The sequence below is a fragment of the Streptomyces sp. NPDC001002 genome (assembly GCF_053599215.1).
The window spans coordinates 1-15,101 of the sequence record NZ_JBSFLV010000198.1; the positions used below are offsets into that span (position 1 = coordinate 1).

Annotated in this window: 14 protein-coding genes; 5 read left to right on the top strand and 9 right to left on the bottom strand. The window is 70.7% G+C overall.

Annotation, left to right across the window (positions count from 1 at the left end; genetic code table 11):
• Positions 1 to 325: 325 nt before the first annotated feature.
• Positions 326 to 1,534, top strand: a complete 1,209-nt coding sequence (locus ACWDR3_RS43635) for a nucleotide sugar dehydrogenase (RefSeq protein WP_450358257.1) — start codon at positions 326 to 328, stop codon at positions 1,532 to 1,534.
• Positions 1,535 to 1,625: 91 nt separating this feature from the next.
• On the opposite strand, the gene ACWDR3_RS43640 is transcribed toward ACWDR3_RS43635, so the two are convergent.
• From ACWDR3_RS43640 to ACWDR3_RS43655, 4 genes are all read right to left on the bottom strand, one after another.
• Complete coding sequence (locus ACWDR3_RS43640; RefSeq protein WP_450358258.1) at positions 1,626 to 2,750, bottom strand: GuaB3 family IMP dehydrogenase-related protein; 1,125 nt, start codon at positions 2,748 to 2,750, stop codon at positions 1,626 to 1,628.
• Between the two features lie 106 nt (positions 2,751 to 2,856).
• The gene (guaB, locus tag ACWDR3_RS43645; RefSeq protein ID WP_450358259.1) at positions 2,857 to 4,359 is read right to left on the bottom strand and encodes an IMP dehydrogenase; all 1,503 of its coding nucleotides are present in this window, start codon (positions 4,357 to 4,359) and stop codon (positions 2,857 to 2,859) included.
• Between the two features lie 183 nt (positions 4,360 to 4,542).
• Positions 4,543 to 5,130: a sigma-70 family RNA polymerase sigma factor gene (locus ACWDR3_RS43650; RefSeq protein ID WP_123998260.1), complete on the bottom strand. Its 588-nt coding sequence runs from the start codon at positions 5,128 to 5,130 to the stop codon at positions 4,543 to 4,545.
• A 310-nt stretch (positions 5,131 to 5,440) separates the two neighbouring features.
• Positions 5,441 to 6,052 carry a response regulator transcription factor gene (locus ACWDR3_RS43655; RefSeq protein ID WP_003948568.1) on the bottom strand — a complete coding sequence of 204 codons (612 nt, stop codon included), beginning with the start codon at positions 6,050 to 6,052 and terminating at the stop codon, positions 5,441 to 5,443.
• A 382-nt stretch (positions 6,053 to 6,434) separates the two neighbouring features.
• Between ACWDR3_RS43655 and ACWDR3_RS43660 the strand changes: the two genes are divergently transcribed.
• A complete protein-coding gene (locus tag ACWDR3_RS43660) occupies positions 6,435 to 6,764 on the top strand; it encodes a WhiB family transcriptional regulator (RefSeq protein WP_450358260.1) in 330 nt (109 codons plus the stop codon).
• A 141-nt stretch (positions 6,765 to 6,905) separates the two neighbouring features.
• Here ACWDR3_RS43660 and ACWDR3_RS43665 read toward each other — a convergent pair whose 3' ends face one another.
• Positions 6,906 to 7,802, bottom strand: a complete 897-nt coding sequence (locus ACWDR3_RS43665) for a LysR family transcriptional regulator (RefSeq protein WP_450358261.1) — start codon at positions 7,800 to 7,802, stop codon at positions 6,906 to 6,908.
• Between the two features lie 91 nt (positions 7,803 to 7,893).
• On the opposite strand from ACWDR3_RS43665, the gene ACWDR3_RS43670 reads away from it, so the two are divergent.
• Positions 7,894 to 8,580 (top strand): MOSC domain-containing protein, encoded by a 687-nt coding sequence (locus tag ACWDR3_RS43670; protein WP_450358262.1) that lies wholly within the window; start codon positions 7,894 to 7,896, stop codon positions 8,578 to 8,580.
• Positions 8,581 to 8,720: 140 nt separating this feature from the next.
• The gene (locus ACWDR3_RS43675) at positions 8,721 to 9,494 is read left to right on the top strand and encodes an SDR family NAD(P)-dependent oxidoreductase (protein WP_450358263.1); all 774 of its coding nucleotides are present in this window, start codon (positions 8,721 to 8,723) and stop codon (positions 9,492 to 9,494) included.
• A 280-nt stretch (positions 9,495 to 9,774) separates the two neighbouring features.
• On the opposite strand, the gene groL is transcribed toward ACWDR3_RS43675, so the two are convergent.
• The 4 genes from groL to ACWDR3_RS43695 all read right to left on the bottom strand — a co-directional run bounded on the left by groL (position 9,775) and on the right by ACWDR3_RS43695 (position 13,823).
• A complete protein-coding gene (gene groL, locus ACWDR3_RS43680) occupies positions 9,775 to 11,397 on the bottom strand; it encodes a chaperonin GroEL (RefSeq protein WP_450358264.1) in 1,623 nt (540 codons plus the stop codon).
• Positions 11,398 to 11,519: 122 nt separating this feature from the next.
• Entirely contained in the window at positions 11,520 to 11,828 is a 309-nt protein-coding gene (groES, locus tag ACWDR3_RS43685; RefSeq protein WP_008747517.1) for a co-chaperone GroES, read from the bottom strand.
• Positions 11,829 to 12,051: 223 nt separating this feature from the next.
• A complete protein-coding gene (locus tag ACWDR3_RS43690) occupies positions 12,052 to 12,873 on the bottom strand; it encodes a polysaccharide deacetylase family protein (RefSeq protein WP_450358265.1) in 822 nt (273 codons plus the stop codon).
• A complete protein-coding gene (locus ACWDR3_RS43695; RefSeq protein WP_450358266.1) occupies positions 12,870 to 13,823 on the bottom strand; it encodes a polysaccharide deacetylase family protein in 954 nt (317 codons plus the stop codon). The genes ACWDR3_RS43690 and ACWDR3_RS43695 overlap by 4 nt, the downstream gene beginning before the upstream one ends.
• A 90-nt stretch (positions 13,824 to 13,913) precedes the next feature.
• Between ACWDR3_RS43695 and ACWDR3_RS43700 the strand changes: the two genes are divergently transcribed.
• On the top strand, positions 13,914 to 15,101 hold a 1,188-nt coding region (locus ACWDR3_RS43700; protein ID WP_450358267.1), incomplete at its 3' end, for a class I SAM-dependent methyltransferase.

Genomic DNA, 15,101 nt, shown 5'->3' on the forward strand with positions numbered 1-15,101 from the left:
GCGTCGCGGGCCCTGGCACGCACATCTGCCGCGTTGTCGTCACTCGCCATGGCTCCGCCATGACTCCCTCCTCCGCCTTGCAGCTGCACGCACCAGACCCCGCTCGGGTCGGCCAAGACGCACCGAGCCTCACAGCCAGTCTGATCCGAAAGGAAGGCCCCACCCCCAGCCTGTGGACAACATTCACGGGCGGCCCGGAAAACGCAGCCGACCAATCCAACATATCGGTCATATTTACTCCTAGTCTGACATTGCGCTCGCTCGTTCTGTCCACAGGGCTTGCGCACCTGTCCCGCTTCGGTTACTGGGAAGGACGGCCCACGCCATGCCCGCAGATCTCGCCGTCATCGGACTCGGCCCGTTCGGCCTGCCGCTGGCCCAGGCCGCCGTCGCCGCCGGCATCTCCACGCTCGGCTACCGGACCGGGCCCGAGCCCGGCTCGCTCAGCCCCGCCGAACTGCGCCGGATGCTCTCGGGGGGCTTCCGGCACGCGACCAGCCCGGCCGAGTTGGGCCGCGTACGCACCGCGGTCATCTGTGTGCCCACCCCGCGCGGCGCCGACGGCGGCCTCGACCTCACCCCGGTGGAGACGGCCGCCCGCACGCTCGCCGCGCAGCTGCGCCCGCACACCACCGTGATCCTGGAGTCGCCCGTGCACCCGGGCACCACGGAGACGATCCTGCGCCCGATCCTGGAAGCCGGCTCAGGACTCCGCGCGGGCCGCGACTTCCACCTCGCGTACTCCCCCAGCCGGGTGGATCCCGGCAACCGCGACTTCACCCCGGCCAACACACCGAAGGTGATCGGCGGCCTCACGCCCGCGTGCACCGAGTCCGCCGCCGCGTTCTACGGGCGCCTCACCGACAAGGTGGTACGCGCGCGTGGCTTGCGCGAGGCGGAGACCGTGCAGCTCCTGGAGACCAACTTCCGGCACGTCAACATCGCGCTCGTCAACGAGATGGCCGTCCTCTGCCACGACCTGGGCGTCGACCTCTGGGACGTCATCCGCTGCTCGGAGACCAAGCCCTTCGGCTTCCACGCCTTCCGCCCAGGCCCCGGCGTCGGCGGCCACGCCGTCCCCCAGGACCTGACCGGCCACACCGGCCGCACCCTGCGCATGGTCGAACTGGCCCAGCAGGTCAACACCCAGATGCCGCGCTACGTCATCCAGCGCGCCGCGGCCCTCCTCAACGAGCACGGCAAGTCGGCCCGCGCCGCCCGTGTCCTCCTCCTGGGCGTCACCTACAAGCCCGACCTCGCCGACCAACAGGCCACCCCCGCCCGCGAGATCGCCGTCCGCCTCATGGAACTCGGCGCCTCAATCAGCTACCACGACCCGCACGTCCCGTCCTGGAGCGTCCTGGACCGCCCGGTCCCCCGAGCCGACTCCCTCTACGAGGCCGCCGCCGAAGCAGACCTGACGATCCTCCTCCAACACCACCGCACGTACGACCTCCAGGGCCTCTCGGTAAAGGCCCAACTCCTCCTCGACACCTGCGGAGCGACCCCGACGGGGGCGGCGCACCGCCTCTGACCACGGCACAGGGCCCGGACAGCACAAAGGAGGCCGGTCACCTCACCAGGTGACCGGCCCCCTTCTCGTCGTAGAAACCGCGTCCTACGGGCTACCGCTTGTGCTGTGAGTCCGCCACCGTGACCTCCACCCGCTGGAACTCCTTGAGTTCGCTGTAGCCGGTGGTGGCCATCGCGCGGCGGAGGGCGCCGAAGAAGTTCATCGAGCCGTCGGGGGTGTGGGAGGGGCCGGCCAGGACCTCCTCGATCGTGCCGACCGTGCCGAGGTCGACCTTCTTGCCGCGGGGCAGTTCCTCGTTGACCGCCTCCATGCCCCAGTGGTGGCCCCGGCCCGGCGCGTCGGTCGCGCGGGCCAGCGGGGAGCCCATCATCACCGAGTCCGCGCCGCAGGCGATCGCCTTGGGCAGGTCGCCGGACCAGCCGACACCGCCGTCCGCGATCACGTGCACGTACCGGCCGCCGGACTCGTCCATGTAGTCCCGGCGGGCCGCGGCCACGTCGGCGACCGCGGTGGCCATGGGGACCTGGATGCCCAGCACGTTGCGCGTGGTGTGCGCGGCGCCGCCGCCGAAGCCGACGAGCACGCCCGCCGCGCCAGTGCGCATCAGGTGCAGCGCCGCCGTGTACGTGGCGCAGCCGCCGACGATCACCGGGACGTCGAGCTCGTAGATGAACTGCTTCAGGTTCAGCGGCTCGTGCGAGCCCGACACGTGCTCCGCCGAGACCGTCGTACCGCGGATCACGAAGATGTCCACGCCCGCGTCGACCACGGCCTTGGAGAACTGCGCCGTGCGCTGCGGGGAGAGCGCGGCGGCGGTGACCACGCCCGAGTCGCGCACCTCCTTGATGCGCTGCCCGATCAGCTCCTCCTTGATGGGAGCCGTGTAGATCTCCTGGAGGCGGCGGGTCGCGGCGTCCACGTTCAGCTCGACGATCTCGTCGAGCAGCGGCTGCGGATCCTCGTACCGCGTCCACAGCCCTTCGAGGTTCAGCACGCCGAGGCCGCCGAGCTCGCCGATGCGGATCGCGGTGGCCGGGGAGACGACCGAGTCCATGGGAGCGGCCAGGAAGGGCAGCTCGAAGCGGTAGGCGTCGATCTGCCAGGCGATCGAGACCTCCTTCGGGTCCCGCGTGCGGCGGCTGGGGACGACGGCGATGTCGTCGAAGGCGTACGCCCGCCGGCCGCGCTTGCCGCGCCCGATCTCGATCTCAGTCACGTCTGTGGCCTTTCCCTCTGCGTTTCAGCGTCTTCCAGTATCGCCGACGGGTACGACAAGGGCGGCCCCGGATCCTCCGGGACCGCCCCAAACTGAGGTCCGGCGACTACTTGCGGCTGTAGTTCGGCGCCTCGACCGTCATCTGGATGTCGTGCGGGTGGCTCTCCTTGAGGCCCGCCGAGGTGATCCGGACGAAGCGGCCCTTGGTCTCCATCTCGTCGATGGCGGCGGCACCCACATAGCCCATGGTCTGGCGCAGGCCGCCGACCAGCTGGTGCAGGACGTTGGCCAGCGGACCGCGGTAGGGCACCTGGCCCTCAATGCCCTCGGGCACGAGCTTGTCGTCGGAGGACACCTCGGCCTGGAAGTAGCGGTCCTTGGAGAACGACTTGGCCTGGCCGCGGGACTGCATCGCACCGAGCGAACCCATGCCCCGGTACGACTTGAACTGCTTGCCGTTGATGAACTGCAGCTCGCCGGGCGACTCCTCGCAGCCGGCGAGCAGCGAGCCCAGCATCACCGTGTCGGCGCCGGCGGCCAGCGCCTTGCCGATGTCGCCGGAGTACTGCAGGCCGCCGTCACCGATCAGCGGGATACCGGCCGGGCGGGCGGCGAGAGAGGCTTCGTAGATGGCGGTGACCTGCGGGACACCGATGCCGGCGACCACCCGGGTCGTACAGATCGAGCCGGGGCCGACACCGACCTTGATGCCGTCGACACCGGCGTCGATGAGCGCCTGGGCGCCGTCACGGGTGGCGACGTTGCCGCCGATCACGTCGACGCGCACGCTCGACTTGATCTTCGACATCCAGCTGAGGGCGTTGCTGTTGTGGCCGTGCGAGGTGTCGACGACCAGGAAGTCCACGCCGGCCTCGGCCAGCGCCTGGGCCCGCTCCAGCGCCTCGGGGCTGGCGCCCACGGCGGCACCGACGATCAGCCGGCCCTCGGAGTCCTTGGCCGCGCCGGGGTACTGCTCGGCCTTGACGAAGTCCTTGACGGTGATGAGGCCCTTGAGGACGCCCGAGTCGTCGACCAGGGGAAGCTTCTCGATCTTGTGGCGGCGCAGCAGCCCCATGGCGTCGCTGCCGGAGATGCCGACATGGCCGGTGACCAGCGGCATCGGGGTCATGACCTCACGCACCTGACGCGTGCGGTCGGACTCGAAGGCCATGTCGCGGTTGGTGACGATGCCGAGCAGCTTGCCGTTGCCGTCCGTCACCGGGACGCCGCTGATGCGGAACTTGGCGCACAGCGCGTCCGCCTCGGCCAGCGTCGCGTCCGGGTGCACCGTGATCGGGTCGGTGACCATGCCGGACTCGGAGCGCTTCACGAGGTCGACCTGGTTGACCTGGTCCTCGATGGACAGGTTGCGGTGCAGCACGCCGACGCCGCCCTGGCGGGCCATCGCGATCGCCATCCGGGACTCGGTCACCTTGTCCATCGCCGCCGACAGCAGCGGGATGTTCACCCGCACATTGCGGGAGATGCGGGACGAGGTGTCGACCGCGTTGGGGAGCACCTCGGACGCTCCCGGCAGCAGCAGCACGTCGTCGTAGGTCAGCCCGAGTGTCGCGAATTTTCCGGGCACTCCGTCGACGTTCGCAGTCATGACACCTTCCCCAAATGGCCTTGATCGGTGCGGATGTCCATGCTAACGGGAACCACCGGTCCCAAATTCCACGGTTACGTCCGCCCCCGGCTTCGTATGTTCGTACGCAACCGGCCGCCGGGCCGTTCAGGCAAAGCCCCCACAAGCCCCACGCCCCGCAGGCCTTGCCGTTCCCCTCCGGCCCTACTGCTCCGCGAGCGCCCGCAGCCGGCTCAGTGCCCGGTGCTGTGCCACCCGCACCGCGCCGGGTGACATTCCCAACATCTGGCCGGTCTCCTCGGCCGTGAGGCCCACGGCGATGCGCAGGAGCAGCAGTTCGCGCTGGTTCTCCGGCAGGTTGGCCATGAGTTTCTTGGCCCATTCGGCGTCGCTGCTGAGCAGCGCGCGCTCCTCCGGGCCGAGCGAGTCGTCCGGCCGCTCCGGCATCTCGTCGGACGGGACCGCGGTCGAGCCGGGGTGCCGCATCGCCGCCCGCTGCAGGTCGGCGACCTTGTGCGCGGCGATGGCGAAGACGAAGGCCTCGAAGGGGCGTCCGGTGTCCCGGTAGCGCGGCAGCGCGAGCAGGACGGCGACGCAGACCTCCTGCGCGAGGTCCTCCACGAAGTGCCGGGCGTCGCCGGGCAGCCGGGACAGACGGGTGCGGCAGTAGCGCAGCGCGAGGGGGTGGACATGGGCGAGCAGGTCGTGCGTGGCCTGCTCGTCCCCGTCGACGGCGCGATGGACGAGTGCACCGATCGCCCCTGCGGCCCCGGCCGCCTCGTCGTCGCGCATCGGTCCATGGTGCCTTGCGGCCGTGCGGTCCGTGGCACCGCGTCCGATGTTGTGTGCCGAAGCGTTATGAGCAGGTGCGCCGGAACTCATCCCTTGCACCCTCCCCTTCCGCTCGACCGACTCGTCCCCGAGAGACTCCACACCTCAAGGATGCGGCATCCGCGCCGAAACGAGCAGCGGGGCGCCGACGGGGCCGTGCAACCGGCCTCGCGACCGCGCCCCTTCAGGGGCGCGGGGAACTGCGCGACCAGCCACGAACGACCCGCACCAAAGCGACAACCTGTAGGACCGAGCCCTTTGGAACCGACCTTTAGCGAACCAATCCCCAACGGAAGCCGAGCGCCACCGCATGCGCCCGGTCGGACGCACCCAGCTTCTTGAACAACCGCCGAGCATGCGTCTTCACGGTGTCCTCGGAAAGGAACAACTCCCGCCCGATCTCCGCATTCGACCGCCCGTGACTCATCCCCTCAAGGACCTGAATCTCACGCGCGGTGAGCGTAGGAGCCGCCCCCATCTCCGCGGACCGCAACCGCCGCGGCGCCAGCCGCCACGTCGGATCGGCAAGAGCCTGAGTGACGGTCGCCCGCAATTCCGCCCGCGAGGCGTCCTTGTGCAGATAACCCCGCGCACCGGCCGCGACCGCGAGAGCGACCCCGTCCAGGTCCTCCGCGACGGTGAGCATGATGATGCGCGCACCCGGGTCCGCGGACAGCAGCCGCCGGACGGTCTCGACGCCGCCCAGACCGGGCATGCGTACGTCCATCAGAATCAGGTCCGAGCGGTCGGCGCCCCAGCGGCGGAGGACTTCCTCGCCGTTGGCCGCGGTCGTCACGCGCTCGACGCCGGGCACGGTCGCGACCGCGCGGCGGAGCGCCTCTCGGGCAAGCGGGGAGTCGTCGCAGACGAGGACGGATGTCATGGCCGCCCTCCGCAGCTGATGCACGTCACCTTGAGCCTCCAGGCTGGTACGAAATCGTCACCTGTGCGGTCGACCGTCTCGGACGCCTGCCCGAGCACTCGTTGTTCCAACCGCCTCCGCCACTCTCAACGATGGTCACTCGAAAGAGTTACGGGGCCGTGTGCCATCTTCGGCACTCTACGTGAGGGGGCGGACACAGCGCAGACGTGCGACGCCGACCCACAACGTTTCATCACAACCGGTGCCCCATTTAGCTCTATTTCTTCCCTTCTGCTGGTGTCTGAGGCTAGATTCGCAATGAGTCATATTTTCATCTCCTTAGATAGTAGATGTACGGTCGTGGGCACCGTATCCGCTCAGCACGGCTACAAGGGGTCACGTAATGGCAGATTTCTCCCGCCTTCCTGGACCGAACGCGGACCTGTGGGACTGGCAGCTTCTGGCTGCCTGCCGCGGGGTGGACAGCTCGCTCTTCTTTCATCCGGAGGGCGAGCGCGGTGCGGCCCGGAGCGCTCGCGAGAACTCGGCCAAGGAGGTCTGCATGAGGTGCCCGGTCCGCGCGCAGTGCGCGGCGCACGCGCTGGCGGTCAGAGAGCCGTACGGCGTGTGGGGCGGCCTGACCGAGGACGAGCGCGAAGAGCTGATGGGACGGGCGCGGAACCGGTTGGTGTCGGCTTCGGCCGGTGCCGGGGACGGCGCTTCGAACAACTGAAGGAACGTTTCTGCGATCCAGGGCTCCGGAACAGCTCCTGGACAGGACACCAGGCCGATGGGCACGCGCACGCGTGCCCATCGCCTTGTCTGCGGACCCGCTCACCGAGCGGGCCTCCCTACCGCTAGCCAGCGGGCCTCTCTACCGCGCCACCGCCCGCCCCAACTGCTCCAGCGTCGCCGCGACCGCCGGCACCTGGGCCAGGTCGGGCAGGGTCAGCGCGACGATCTCCCGCCGCACCGCCGGCTCCAGCGTCAGCACGCGCGCGTGCCGCGGTCGTACGGACTCGATGGCGAGCTGGGGCAGGACGGCGACGCCGAGGCCCGCGCCGACGAGGCCGACGACGGCCGGGTAGTCGTCGGTGGCGAAGTCGATGCGAGGGGTGAAGCCGGCGCCCTCGCACACCTCCACCAACTGCCCGCGGCAGCGCGGGCATCCGGCGATCCAGGGCTCGTCCGCGAGTTCGCCGATGGCCACCGTGCCGGCCCCCGCGAGCCGGTGCCGCTCCGGCACGAGCCCGACCAGGCGGTCCGTCAGGAGGGGACGTACGACGAGGTCGTCCCACTCCTCCGCGCCCGCGGCGCCCTCGTAGCGGAAGGCGAGTGCGATGTCGCAGTCGCCCTCACGCAACAGGTCGACGGAGGCGGGTGGTTCGGCCTCCTCCAGGGAGACGCGGGTGCCGGGGTGCGCGGCGCGCAGGGCGGCGAGCGCGGTCGGTACGAGCGTGGAGCTGCCGCTGGGGAAGGAGACCAGGCGCACCCGCCCCGCGCGCAGACCCGCGATCGCGGCGACCTCCTCCTCGGCGGCGGTGAGCCCGGCGAGGATGCCGCCCGCGTGCCGGACGAGCGCCTCGCCCGCCTGGGTCAGCCGCATCTCGCGCCCGCTGCGGATCAGCAACGGCGTGCCCACGGACGCCTCCAGCGCCTTCATCTGCTGGCTGACGGCGGGCTGGGTGCAGCCCAGCGCACGCCCCGCCGCCGAGAAGGAGCCGGTGGCGGCGACCGTGCGCAGAACGCGGAGATGACGTGCCTCGATCATCCTTCGAGGATAGGCGACTGATAAGCGAGCCTTTGATACGTCGTCGAAAAATGCGTCGACGCTTTGATATGGGGCTCGCTATCGTGCCCGTATGGAGCTTCTCTCGCTGAACCTGGGACACGCGCGGGCGGTCCCGTACGCGGACATGGGCGTGACCGGCATCGACAAGCGGCCGGTGGCCGGGCCCGTGCGGGTGTCGGCGCCCGGGGCGAAGGGGGTCGGCGCGAGCGGGCTGGCCGGGGACGAGGTATGCGATCTGCGGCATCACGGCGGGGACGACCAGGCGGTGTACGCGGTCGCGCGCGAGGATCTCGACGACTGGGAAAGGGAGTTGGGGCGCCCGCTCGCGAACGGCGCCTTCGGGGAGAACCTGACGACGCGGGGTCTGGACGTGTCCGGGGCGCGGATCGGGGAGCGCTGGCGCGTCGGGGCCGAGCTGGTCCTGGAGGTGACCTGCGGTCGGATTCCGTGCCGCACGTTCCAGGAGCATCTGGGCGAGAAGCGGTGGGTGAAGCGGTTCACGGAGCGGGGCGCGCCGGGCGCGTACTTCCGGGTGATCGTGCCGGGTGAGATCCGGGCCGGCGATCCGATCGAGGTCGTGCACCGCCCGGACCACGAGGTGACGGTGGCCCTGCAGTTCCGCGCGGTCACCACGCGGCGTGAGCTGTTGCCGAGCCTGCTGCCCGCGGGCGCGGCGCTGCACCCGGAGGCGCTGGCGCAGGCGCGGGAGTACGCGGCGCAGCACGCCGCCGGGCATGCGCCGGAGCACGCGGGCTGAGGGTTCCGGAGCGCGTGGGCCGACCGTTCCGGAGCGTGCGGACCGACCGCCCGCGCGGGCTTTGTTCGCCGGGCCTTCACGTATCGGGAGGCCGTGTGCAGCAATCGGGCGAATGCGTTCCAGGTCACTAATCTTGCGCCATGACAACGGCTCTGATTACGGGATCGACCGCGGGCATCGGCGCCGCGTTCGCGCGGCGGCTCGCGGCCGACGGGCACAACCTGGTGCTGGTGGCCCGGGACACCGAGCGGCTCGGGCAGCAGGCGACCGAGCTGCACGACCGGCACGGCATCGAGGCGACGGTCCTGACGGCGGACCTCGCCACCGACACCGGCATCGAGGCGGTGGCGGCCCGCCTCTCCGACCGCAAGAACCCGGTCGACCTGCTGATCAACAACGCCGGCTTCGGCAACAAGGGCCGCTATCTCGACGTACCGATGGCCGACGAGCTGAGGATGCTCAAGGTGCACTGCGAGGCGGTGCTGCGGTTGACGTCGGCGGCGACGGAGGCGATGCGCGAGCGCGGGCGGGGCGGGGTCGTCAACGTGGCGTCGGTGGCCGCCTTCGTGCCGCGCGGGACGTACGGCGCGTCCAAGGCGTGGGTCGTGCAGTTCACGCAGGGCGCGGCGAAGGACCTGGCCGGCAGCGGGGTGCGGCTGATGGCGCTGGCGCCGGGCTTCGTGCGGACGGAGTTCCACGAGCGGGCCGGGATGGGCACGGGCAACATCCCGGGCTGGATGTGGCTCGACGCGGACAAACTGGTCGCGGCGGCGCTGCAGGACCTGGCACGCGGCAAGTCGCTGTCGATCCCGGATCCGCGCTACAAGGTGCTGATGGGCCTGGTGAAGATCACTCCGCAGGCGGTCCTCGGCGGGATCACGTCGAAGACCGGGCGGAAGTACGGGCCGCAGTGACGGTGGCGGGAGGCGTCCCGCCAGCTGGTGCGGGGAATCGAGGCACCGGAATCCGCAGGTCGGAGTCGGCGGCCGTGCCGACTCGGGCACTCGCCCGCTCCAGCGGGACCCCTCACCGACTGCCGCCCCGGCGGTGATCGCCACGGGCGGCGAACCGGAACGCGAAGCGAAGCGCCTGATCCCCCGCACCACTTCGCGGGGCGTGCCCCGGCAGCGCGAAGGCCCGGCGCCCCCTGAGGGGTGCCGGGCCTTCGACGACCTACCGGCCTACCGACCTGCGTCAGTGGGAGTGGCTGTGGCCACCGGCCGCGGCCGGCTCTTCCTCTTCCTTCTTCTCGACGACCAGGGTCTCGGTCGTGAGGAGCAGGGAGGCGATGGAAGCGGCGTTCTCCAGGGCGGAGCGGGTGACCTTGACCGGGTCGATGACGCCGGCCTTGACCAGGTCGCCGTACTCGCCGGTGGCGGCGTTGAAGCCCTGGCCCTTCTCCAGCTCGGCGACCTTCGCGGTGATGACGTAGCCCTCAAGGCCGGCGTTCTCCGCGATCCAGCGCAGCGGCTCGACGACCGCGCGGCGCACGACGGCGACACCGGTGGCCTCGTCGCCGGTCTTGCCCAGGCCGCCCTCCAGCACCTTCGCGGCGTGGACGAGCGCGGAGCCACCACCGGAGACGATGCCCTCCTCGACCGCGGCGCGGGTCGCGGAGATGGCGTCCTCCAGACGGTGCTTCTTCTCCTTCAGCTCCACCTCGGTGGCGGCGCCGACCTTGATCACGCACACGCCGCCGGCCAGCTTCGCGAGGCGCTCCTGGAGCTTCTCGCGGTCCCAGTCGGAGTCGGTGTTCTCGATCTCGGCCTTGATCTGCGCGACCCGGCCGGTGACCGCGCCGGAGTCGCCGGCACCGTCGACGACCGTGGTGTCGTCCTTGGTGACGGTGACGCGGCGGGCGGAGCCGAGCACGTCCAGGTTGACCTGGTCGAGCTTGAGGCCGACCTCCTCGGAGACGACCGTGGCGCCGGTGAGGATCGCCAGGTCCTCCAGCATCGCCTTGCGGCGGTCGCCGAAGCCGGGGGCCTTGACCGCGACCGCGTTGAAGGTGCCGCGGATCTTGTTCACGACCAGGGTCGACAGGGCCTCGCCCTCGACGTCCTCGGCGATGATCAGCAGCGGCTTGGAGGAGTTGGCCTGGATGACCTTCTCCAGCAGCGGCAGCAGGTCGGCGATCGCGGAGATCTTGCCCTGCGTGATGAGGATGTAGGGCTCGTCGAGGACGGCCTCCATGCGCTCCTGGTCCGTCACGAAGTACGGCGACAGGTAGCCCTTGTCGAAGGCCATGCCCTCGGTGAAGTCCAGCTCCAGACCGAAGGTGTTGGACTCCTCGACGGTGATGACACCGTCCTTGCCGACCTTGTCCATCGCCTCGGCGATGAGCTCGCCGACCTGGCTGTCCTGCGCGGACAGACCGGCGACGGCCGCGATGTCGGCCTTGTCGTCGATCGGGCGCGCGGTGGCGAGCAGCTCCTCGGAGACGGCGGCGACTGCCGCGTCGATGCCCTTCTTCAGGGCGGCCGGGGAGGCGCCGGCGGCGACGTTGCGCAGGCCCTCACGGACGAGCGCCTGGGCCAGCACGGTGGCGGTGGTCGTACCGTCACCCGCGATGTCGTTGGTCTTGGTCGCCACCTCCTTCACCAGCTGGGCGCCGAGGTTCTCGTACGGGTCGTCGAGCTCGACCTCGCGGGCGATGGTGACACCGTCGTTGGTGATGGTGGGAGCGCCGAACTTCTTGTCGATGACGACGTTGCGGCCCTTGGGGCCGATCGTCACCTTGACCGTGTCGGCAAGCTTGTTGACGCCGCGCTCGAGGGCGCGACGGGCGTCCTCGTCGAACTTCAGGATCTTCGCCATGGGAGCGGTTCAGCCCTCTCGAAAAACGTGGGTGAAACGAACCACGCCCCCGGCACCCGGCTTCATAAGGTCGCGGGGGCCAGGGGCGCAGCTCACTGCAAAACTGGGTGAATCGAAGAGAATTACTTCTCGATGATCGCGAGAACGTCGCGAGCCGAGAGGACGAGGTACTCCTCGCCGCTGTACTTCACTTCGGTGCCGCCGTACTTGCTGTACAGCACGATGTCGCCGGTCTTGACGTCGAGCGGCAGGCGCTCGCCGTTCTCGAAGCGGCCCGGGCCCACGGCGAGGACGACGCCCTCCTGGGGCTTCTCCTTCGCGGTGTCCGGGATGACCAGGCCAGAGGCCGTGGTCTGCTCGGCGTCGAGCGGCTGGACCACAATGCGGTCCTCGAGCGGCTTGATGGCAACCTTGGAGCTGGCGGTCGTCACGATCCGACCTCCCCCTTCGGAGATCTCACGGGGTTAACTGTCTGAGGTGGCGACCAGGTGGATCCGTCGTCGCGGGTGCCGGACCTGCCCGTCGCTATTGGCACTCTCCTACGGGGAGTGCCAGCACCGAGACTATGACCGCAGTTAGCACTCGGTCAAGCGGAGTGCCAATTAGCCACGAGATGCCGGTCACGTGACGACGTACAGAAAGCCCCCCAGCCGATTACAGGTAGTCCTCCAGCCGTCCCACCGTAAGTCCCGCCTTCTCCGCCTCCCGAAGCACCCCTACCGTCCGTTCCCGCAGGGTCAGGCCCGCTGTCTCGTCCGAGGGGATCGACACGATGTCGCCCGGCCGCAGCCGCCGCGCCCCTGCGTCGTACGTCAGCGTGCCGTCGTCCACCGCCGCGGCCCGCCACAGCACCACCGCCGACACACCGCAGTCCCCCGCCGCGCGGAGCGTCGTCGTGTCGTACGTGCCGTAGGGCGGGCGGAAGAGGCGGGGGCGGAGGCCGAAGCGGGTGCGGAGTTTGTCCTGTTGGCCGCAGATCTCGGCGCGCTGGCCGAGGTAGGGCAGGCCGCGCAGGGCCGCGTGGTCGAGGGTGTGGTTCTGGATGGTCGCGCCGACCGACTGGAGGCGCGCGAAGTGGCCGTACCCCGGCCCCACCACGCTGTCGGTGAGGAACATGCTGACGGGCAGCCGGAGTTCACGGACCATGTCGACGAACCGCGGGTCCTGCTCGGCGCCGTCGTCGTACGTGAGGAAGACCACCTTGTCGCGGGTCGGCACCCGGGAGAGGACCGGGGGCAGCCCCGGGCCCGCCGAGCGAGCGGCGGGGAGACGGACGGCCCGCGGGGCCGGAGCGAGCGGGGCGGTCAGGCCCCAGCGGCGGTACGGCGGTTGCGCGGCGCCGGCCGGCCCGTGCGGGCGTACCCGCTGGGCCGCCTTTCTGCCCAGCCGTTCGATGGGGTCGACGGACTGGGCGCAGCCGGCGAGCAGCGCGGCCGCGAGGACGCCGGCCAGCAGGCCCCGGCCCCGCGTTCTCACAGGTAGTCCTCCAGCCGGGCCACCGCGTAGCCCTGGGCCGTGACCTTGTCGAGGAAGCGGCGGACCATGTCGGGCATGGTGCCCTTCCAGTCCTCGCGGCCCCGGAAGTGGCTGAGCACGATGTCGCCGGGGTGCAGGTCCCGGTCCCACTCGCGGTACTCCCAGTGGTCGACGAAGACCTCCTCGTCCCAGATCGGCGCGTACTTGATGCCGCAGTCCTTGGCGGCGCGCAGGGTGTCCTGGTTGTAGTTGCCGAAGGGCGGGCGGAAGAGGGTGGGGCGCTTGCCGTACCGCTTCTCGATCACGTCCTGCATGCCGCAGATCTCGTGCTTCTGGCGGCGGTAGGACAGGGCCGGCAGGTAGGGGTGGTGGAGGGTGTGGTTGTTCAGGACGACACCCCGGTCCTGCATCTTCTTGAAGTACGGGTAGTCGTCCTTGATCAGGTAGTCGCTGAGGAAGGCGGTGTACGGGATCTTCAGGTCGCTCATCATCCGCAGGAACGCCGGGTCCTTCTCGGCGCCGTCGTCGATGGTGAGGAAGACGACCTTCTCCTTGGTGGGGATCGTGGTGAAGACCGGCGGGAGGTCGAGCTCCTCCTGGTCGTCCACCTCGAAGCCCTTGCGGGCGGTGATCTCCGGCTTGTGCGCGGGGGCGGCCGGCGCGGTCAGCGGGACCGTCCGCAGCCCCCAGCGCTTCGCGGCGGCGACCCGGGCGGCATGCGCGACACGCAGTCTCGTGGCGTACGCGTCGAGGGCGCGGGCCGGGCCCGCCTTGAGCACCTGCTGACCCGGCGCCGGCCGCACTCCGTGCCCATGCCCGTCCGCCGCGTCCCGCCCGCCGTCCTGCGCACAGCCGGCGGCGAGGGCGGCGACGGCGAGCACGGCGATTCCGCCACGGACCCGCCGACCCCAGAACGACCCATTTTTGTCATTTTGTACGACTGCTCGCATGGTGCCGGATCCTCGCAGCCCAGCCCCCTGCTCCCGGCCCGACACCGCGGCCGGCGGCACACCATCCACCGACTGGCCCACAATGACCCGGTGAACGACCTCGCCCTTCTCCTCACCCCGCAAGGCCGCGCCCTCCTCGACGAGGTCCGCGACACGGCCCCGGCCGACGAACTCGCCGTCGCCACCCGGCTGCGCCGCGAGCATCCCGCCGAGCTGGTGTCGGCGGCGCTCGGGCAGGCCCGGCTGCGGCAGCGGGCGGCGGCGAAGTTCGGCGCCGAGGACGCGGGGCGGATGTTCTTCACGCCGAACGGGGTCGAGCAGTCGACGCGGGCGAGCGTGGCGACGTACCGGGCGGAGCGGCTGAAGGCGCAGGGGGTGACCTCGCTGGCCGACCTGTGCTGCGGGATCGGTGGGGACGCGATCGCGCTGGCGCGGGCCGGGATCCGGGTGCTCGCCGTGGACCGGGATCCGCTGACGGCGGCCGTGGCGCGCGAGAACGCGGCGGCGCTGGGTCTCGCCGAGCTGATCGAGGTGCGGGAGGCGGACGTCACCGAGGTGGACACGGCGGGCTGGGACGCGGTCTTCGTGGACCCCGCCCGGCGCGGCGGACGCGGCCGGATCTTCGACCCCGAGGCCTACTCGCCGCCGCTGTCCTGGGCCGTCGAGGCCGCGCTCAAGGCGCCCCGCGCCGCGCTGAAGGTCGCCCCCGGCATCCCGCACGAGGCAGTGCCCGGCGCGGCCGAGGCCGAGTGGATCTCGGACGGCGGGGACGTGAAGGAAGCGGTCCTGTGGTTCGGGACCGAGCCGGGAGCGGTGCGCGCGACCCTGCTGCCGGGCCCGCGCACCCTGCTCGGCAGGGGCCTCCCGGATCCCCAAGTCCGGCCCGTGGGGCGCTACTTGTACGAGCCCGACGGCGCCGTCATCCGTGCCCATCTGGTCGCCGAGGTGGCCGAGGAGCTGGACGGCGGCCTGATCGACCCCACCATCGCCTACGTCACCGCGGACGAACTGCACTCGACCCCGTACGCCACCGCCTACGAGATCACCGACCGACTGCCCTTCAATCTGAAGAAGTTGAAGGCGCTGCTGCGGGAGCGGGAGGTCGGGATCCTGACCGTGAAGAAGCGGGGGTCGGCGGTGGAGCCGGAGGAGTTGCGGAAGAAGGTCAAGCCGCAGGGGCCCAACTCGGCGACGGTCTTCCTGACACGCGTCGCGGGGGCGCCGACGCAGGTTGGCGGGGCCCCCCCCCAGCCCGAACAAACCCCCCATTATAAGTGC

Excerpts from the sequence above, each read along its gene's own strand:
- ACWDR3_RS43635 (WP_450358257.1), top strand. The coding sequence starts at position 326 with ATGCCCGCAGATCTCGCCGTCATCGGACTCGGCCCGTTCGGCCTGCCG.
- guaB (WP_450358259.1), bottom strand. The coding sequence starts at position 4,359 with ATGACTGCGAACGTCGACGGAGTGCCCGGAAAATTCGCGACACTCGGG.
- ACWDR3_RS43650 (WP_123998260.1), bottom strand. The coding sequence starts at position 5,130 with ATGCGCGACGACGAGGCGGCCGGGGCCGCAGGGGCGATCGGTGCACTC.
- ACWDR3_RS43655 (WP_003948568.1), bottom strand. The coding sequence starts at position 6,052 with ATGACATCCGTCCTCGTCTGCGACGACTCCCCGCTTGCCCGAGAGGCG.
- ACWDR3_RS43660 (WP_450358260.1), top strand. The coding sequence starts at position 6,435 with ATGGCAGATTTCTCCCGCCTTCCTGGACCGAACGCGGACCTGTGGGAC.
- ACWDR3_RS43665 (WP_450358261.1), bottom strand. The coding sequence starts at position 7,802 with ATGATCGAGGCACGTCATCTCCGCGTTCTGCGCACGGTCGCCGCCACC.
- ACWDR3_RS43670 (WP_450358262.1), top strand. The coding sequence starts at position 7,894 with ATGGAGCTTCTCTCGCTGAACCTGGGACACGCGCGGGCGGTCCCGTAC.
- ACWDR3_RS43675 (WP_450358263.1), top strand. The coding sequence starts at position 8,721 with ATGACAACGGCTCTGATTACGGGATCGACCGCGGGCATCGGCGCCGCG.
- groL (WP_450358264.1), bottom strand. The coding sequence starts at position 11,397 with ATGGCGAAGATCCTGAAGTTCGACGAGGACGCCCGTCGCGCCCTCGAG.
- ACWDR3_RS43695 (WP_450358266.1), bottom strand. The coding sequence starts at position 13,823 with ATGCGAGCAGTCGTACAAAATGACAAAAATGGGTCGTTCTGGGGTCGG.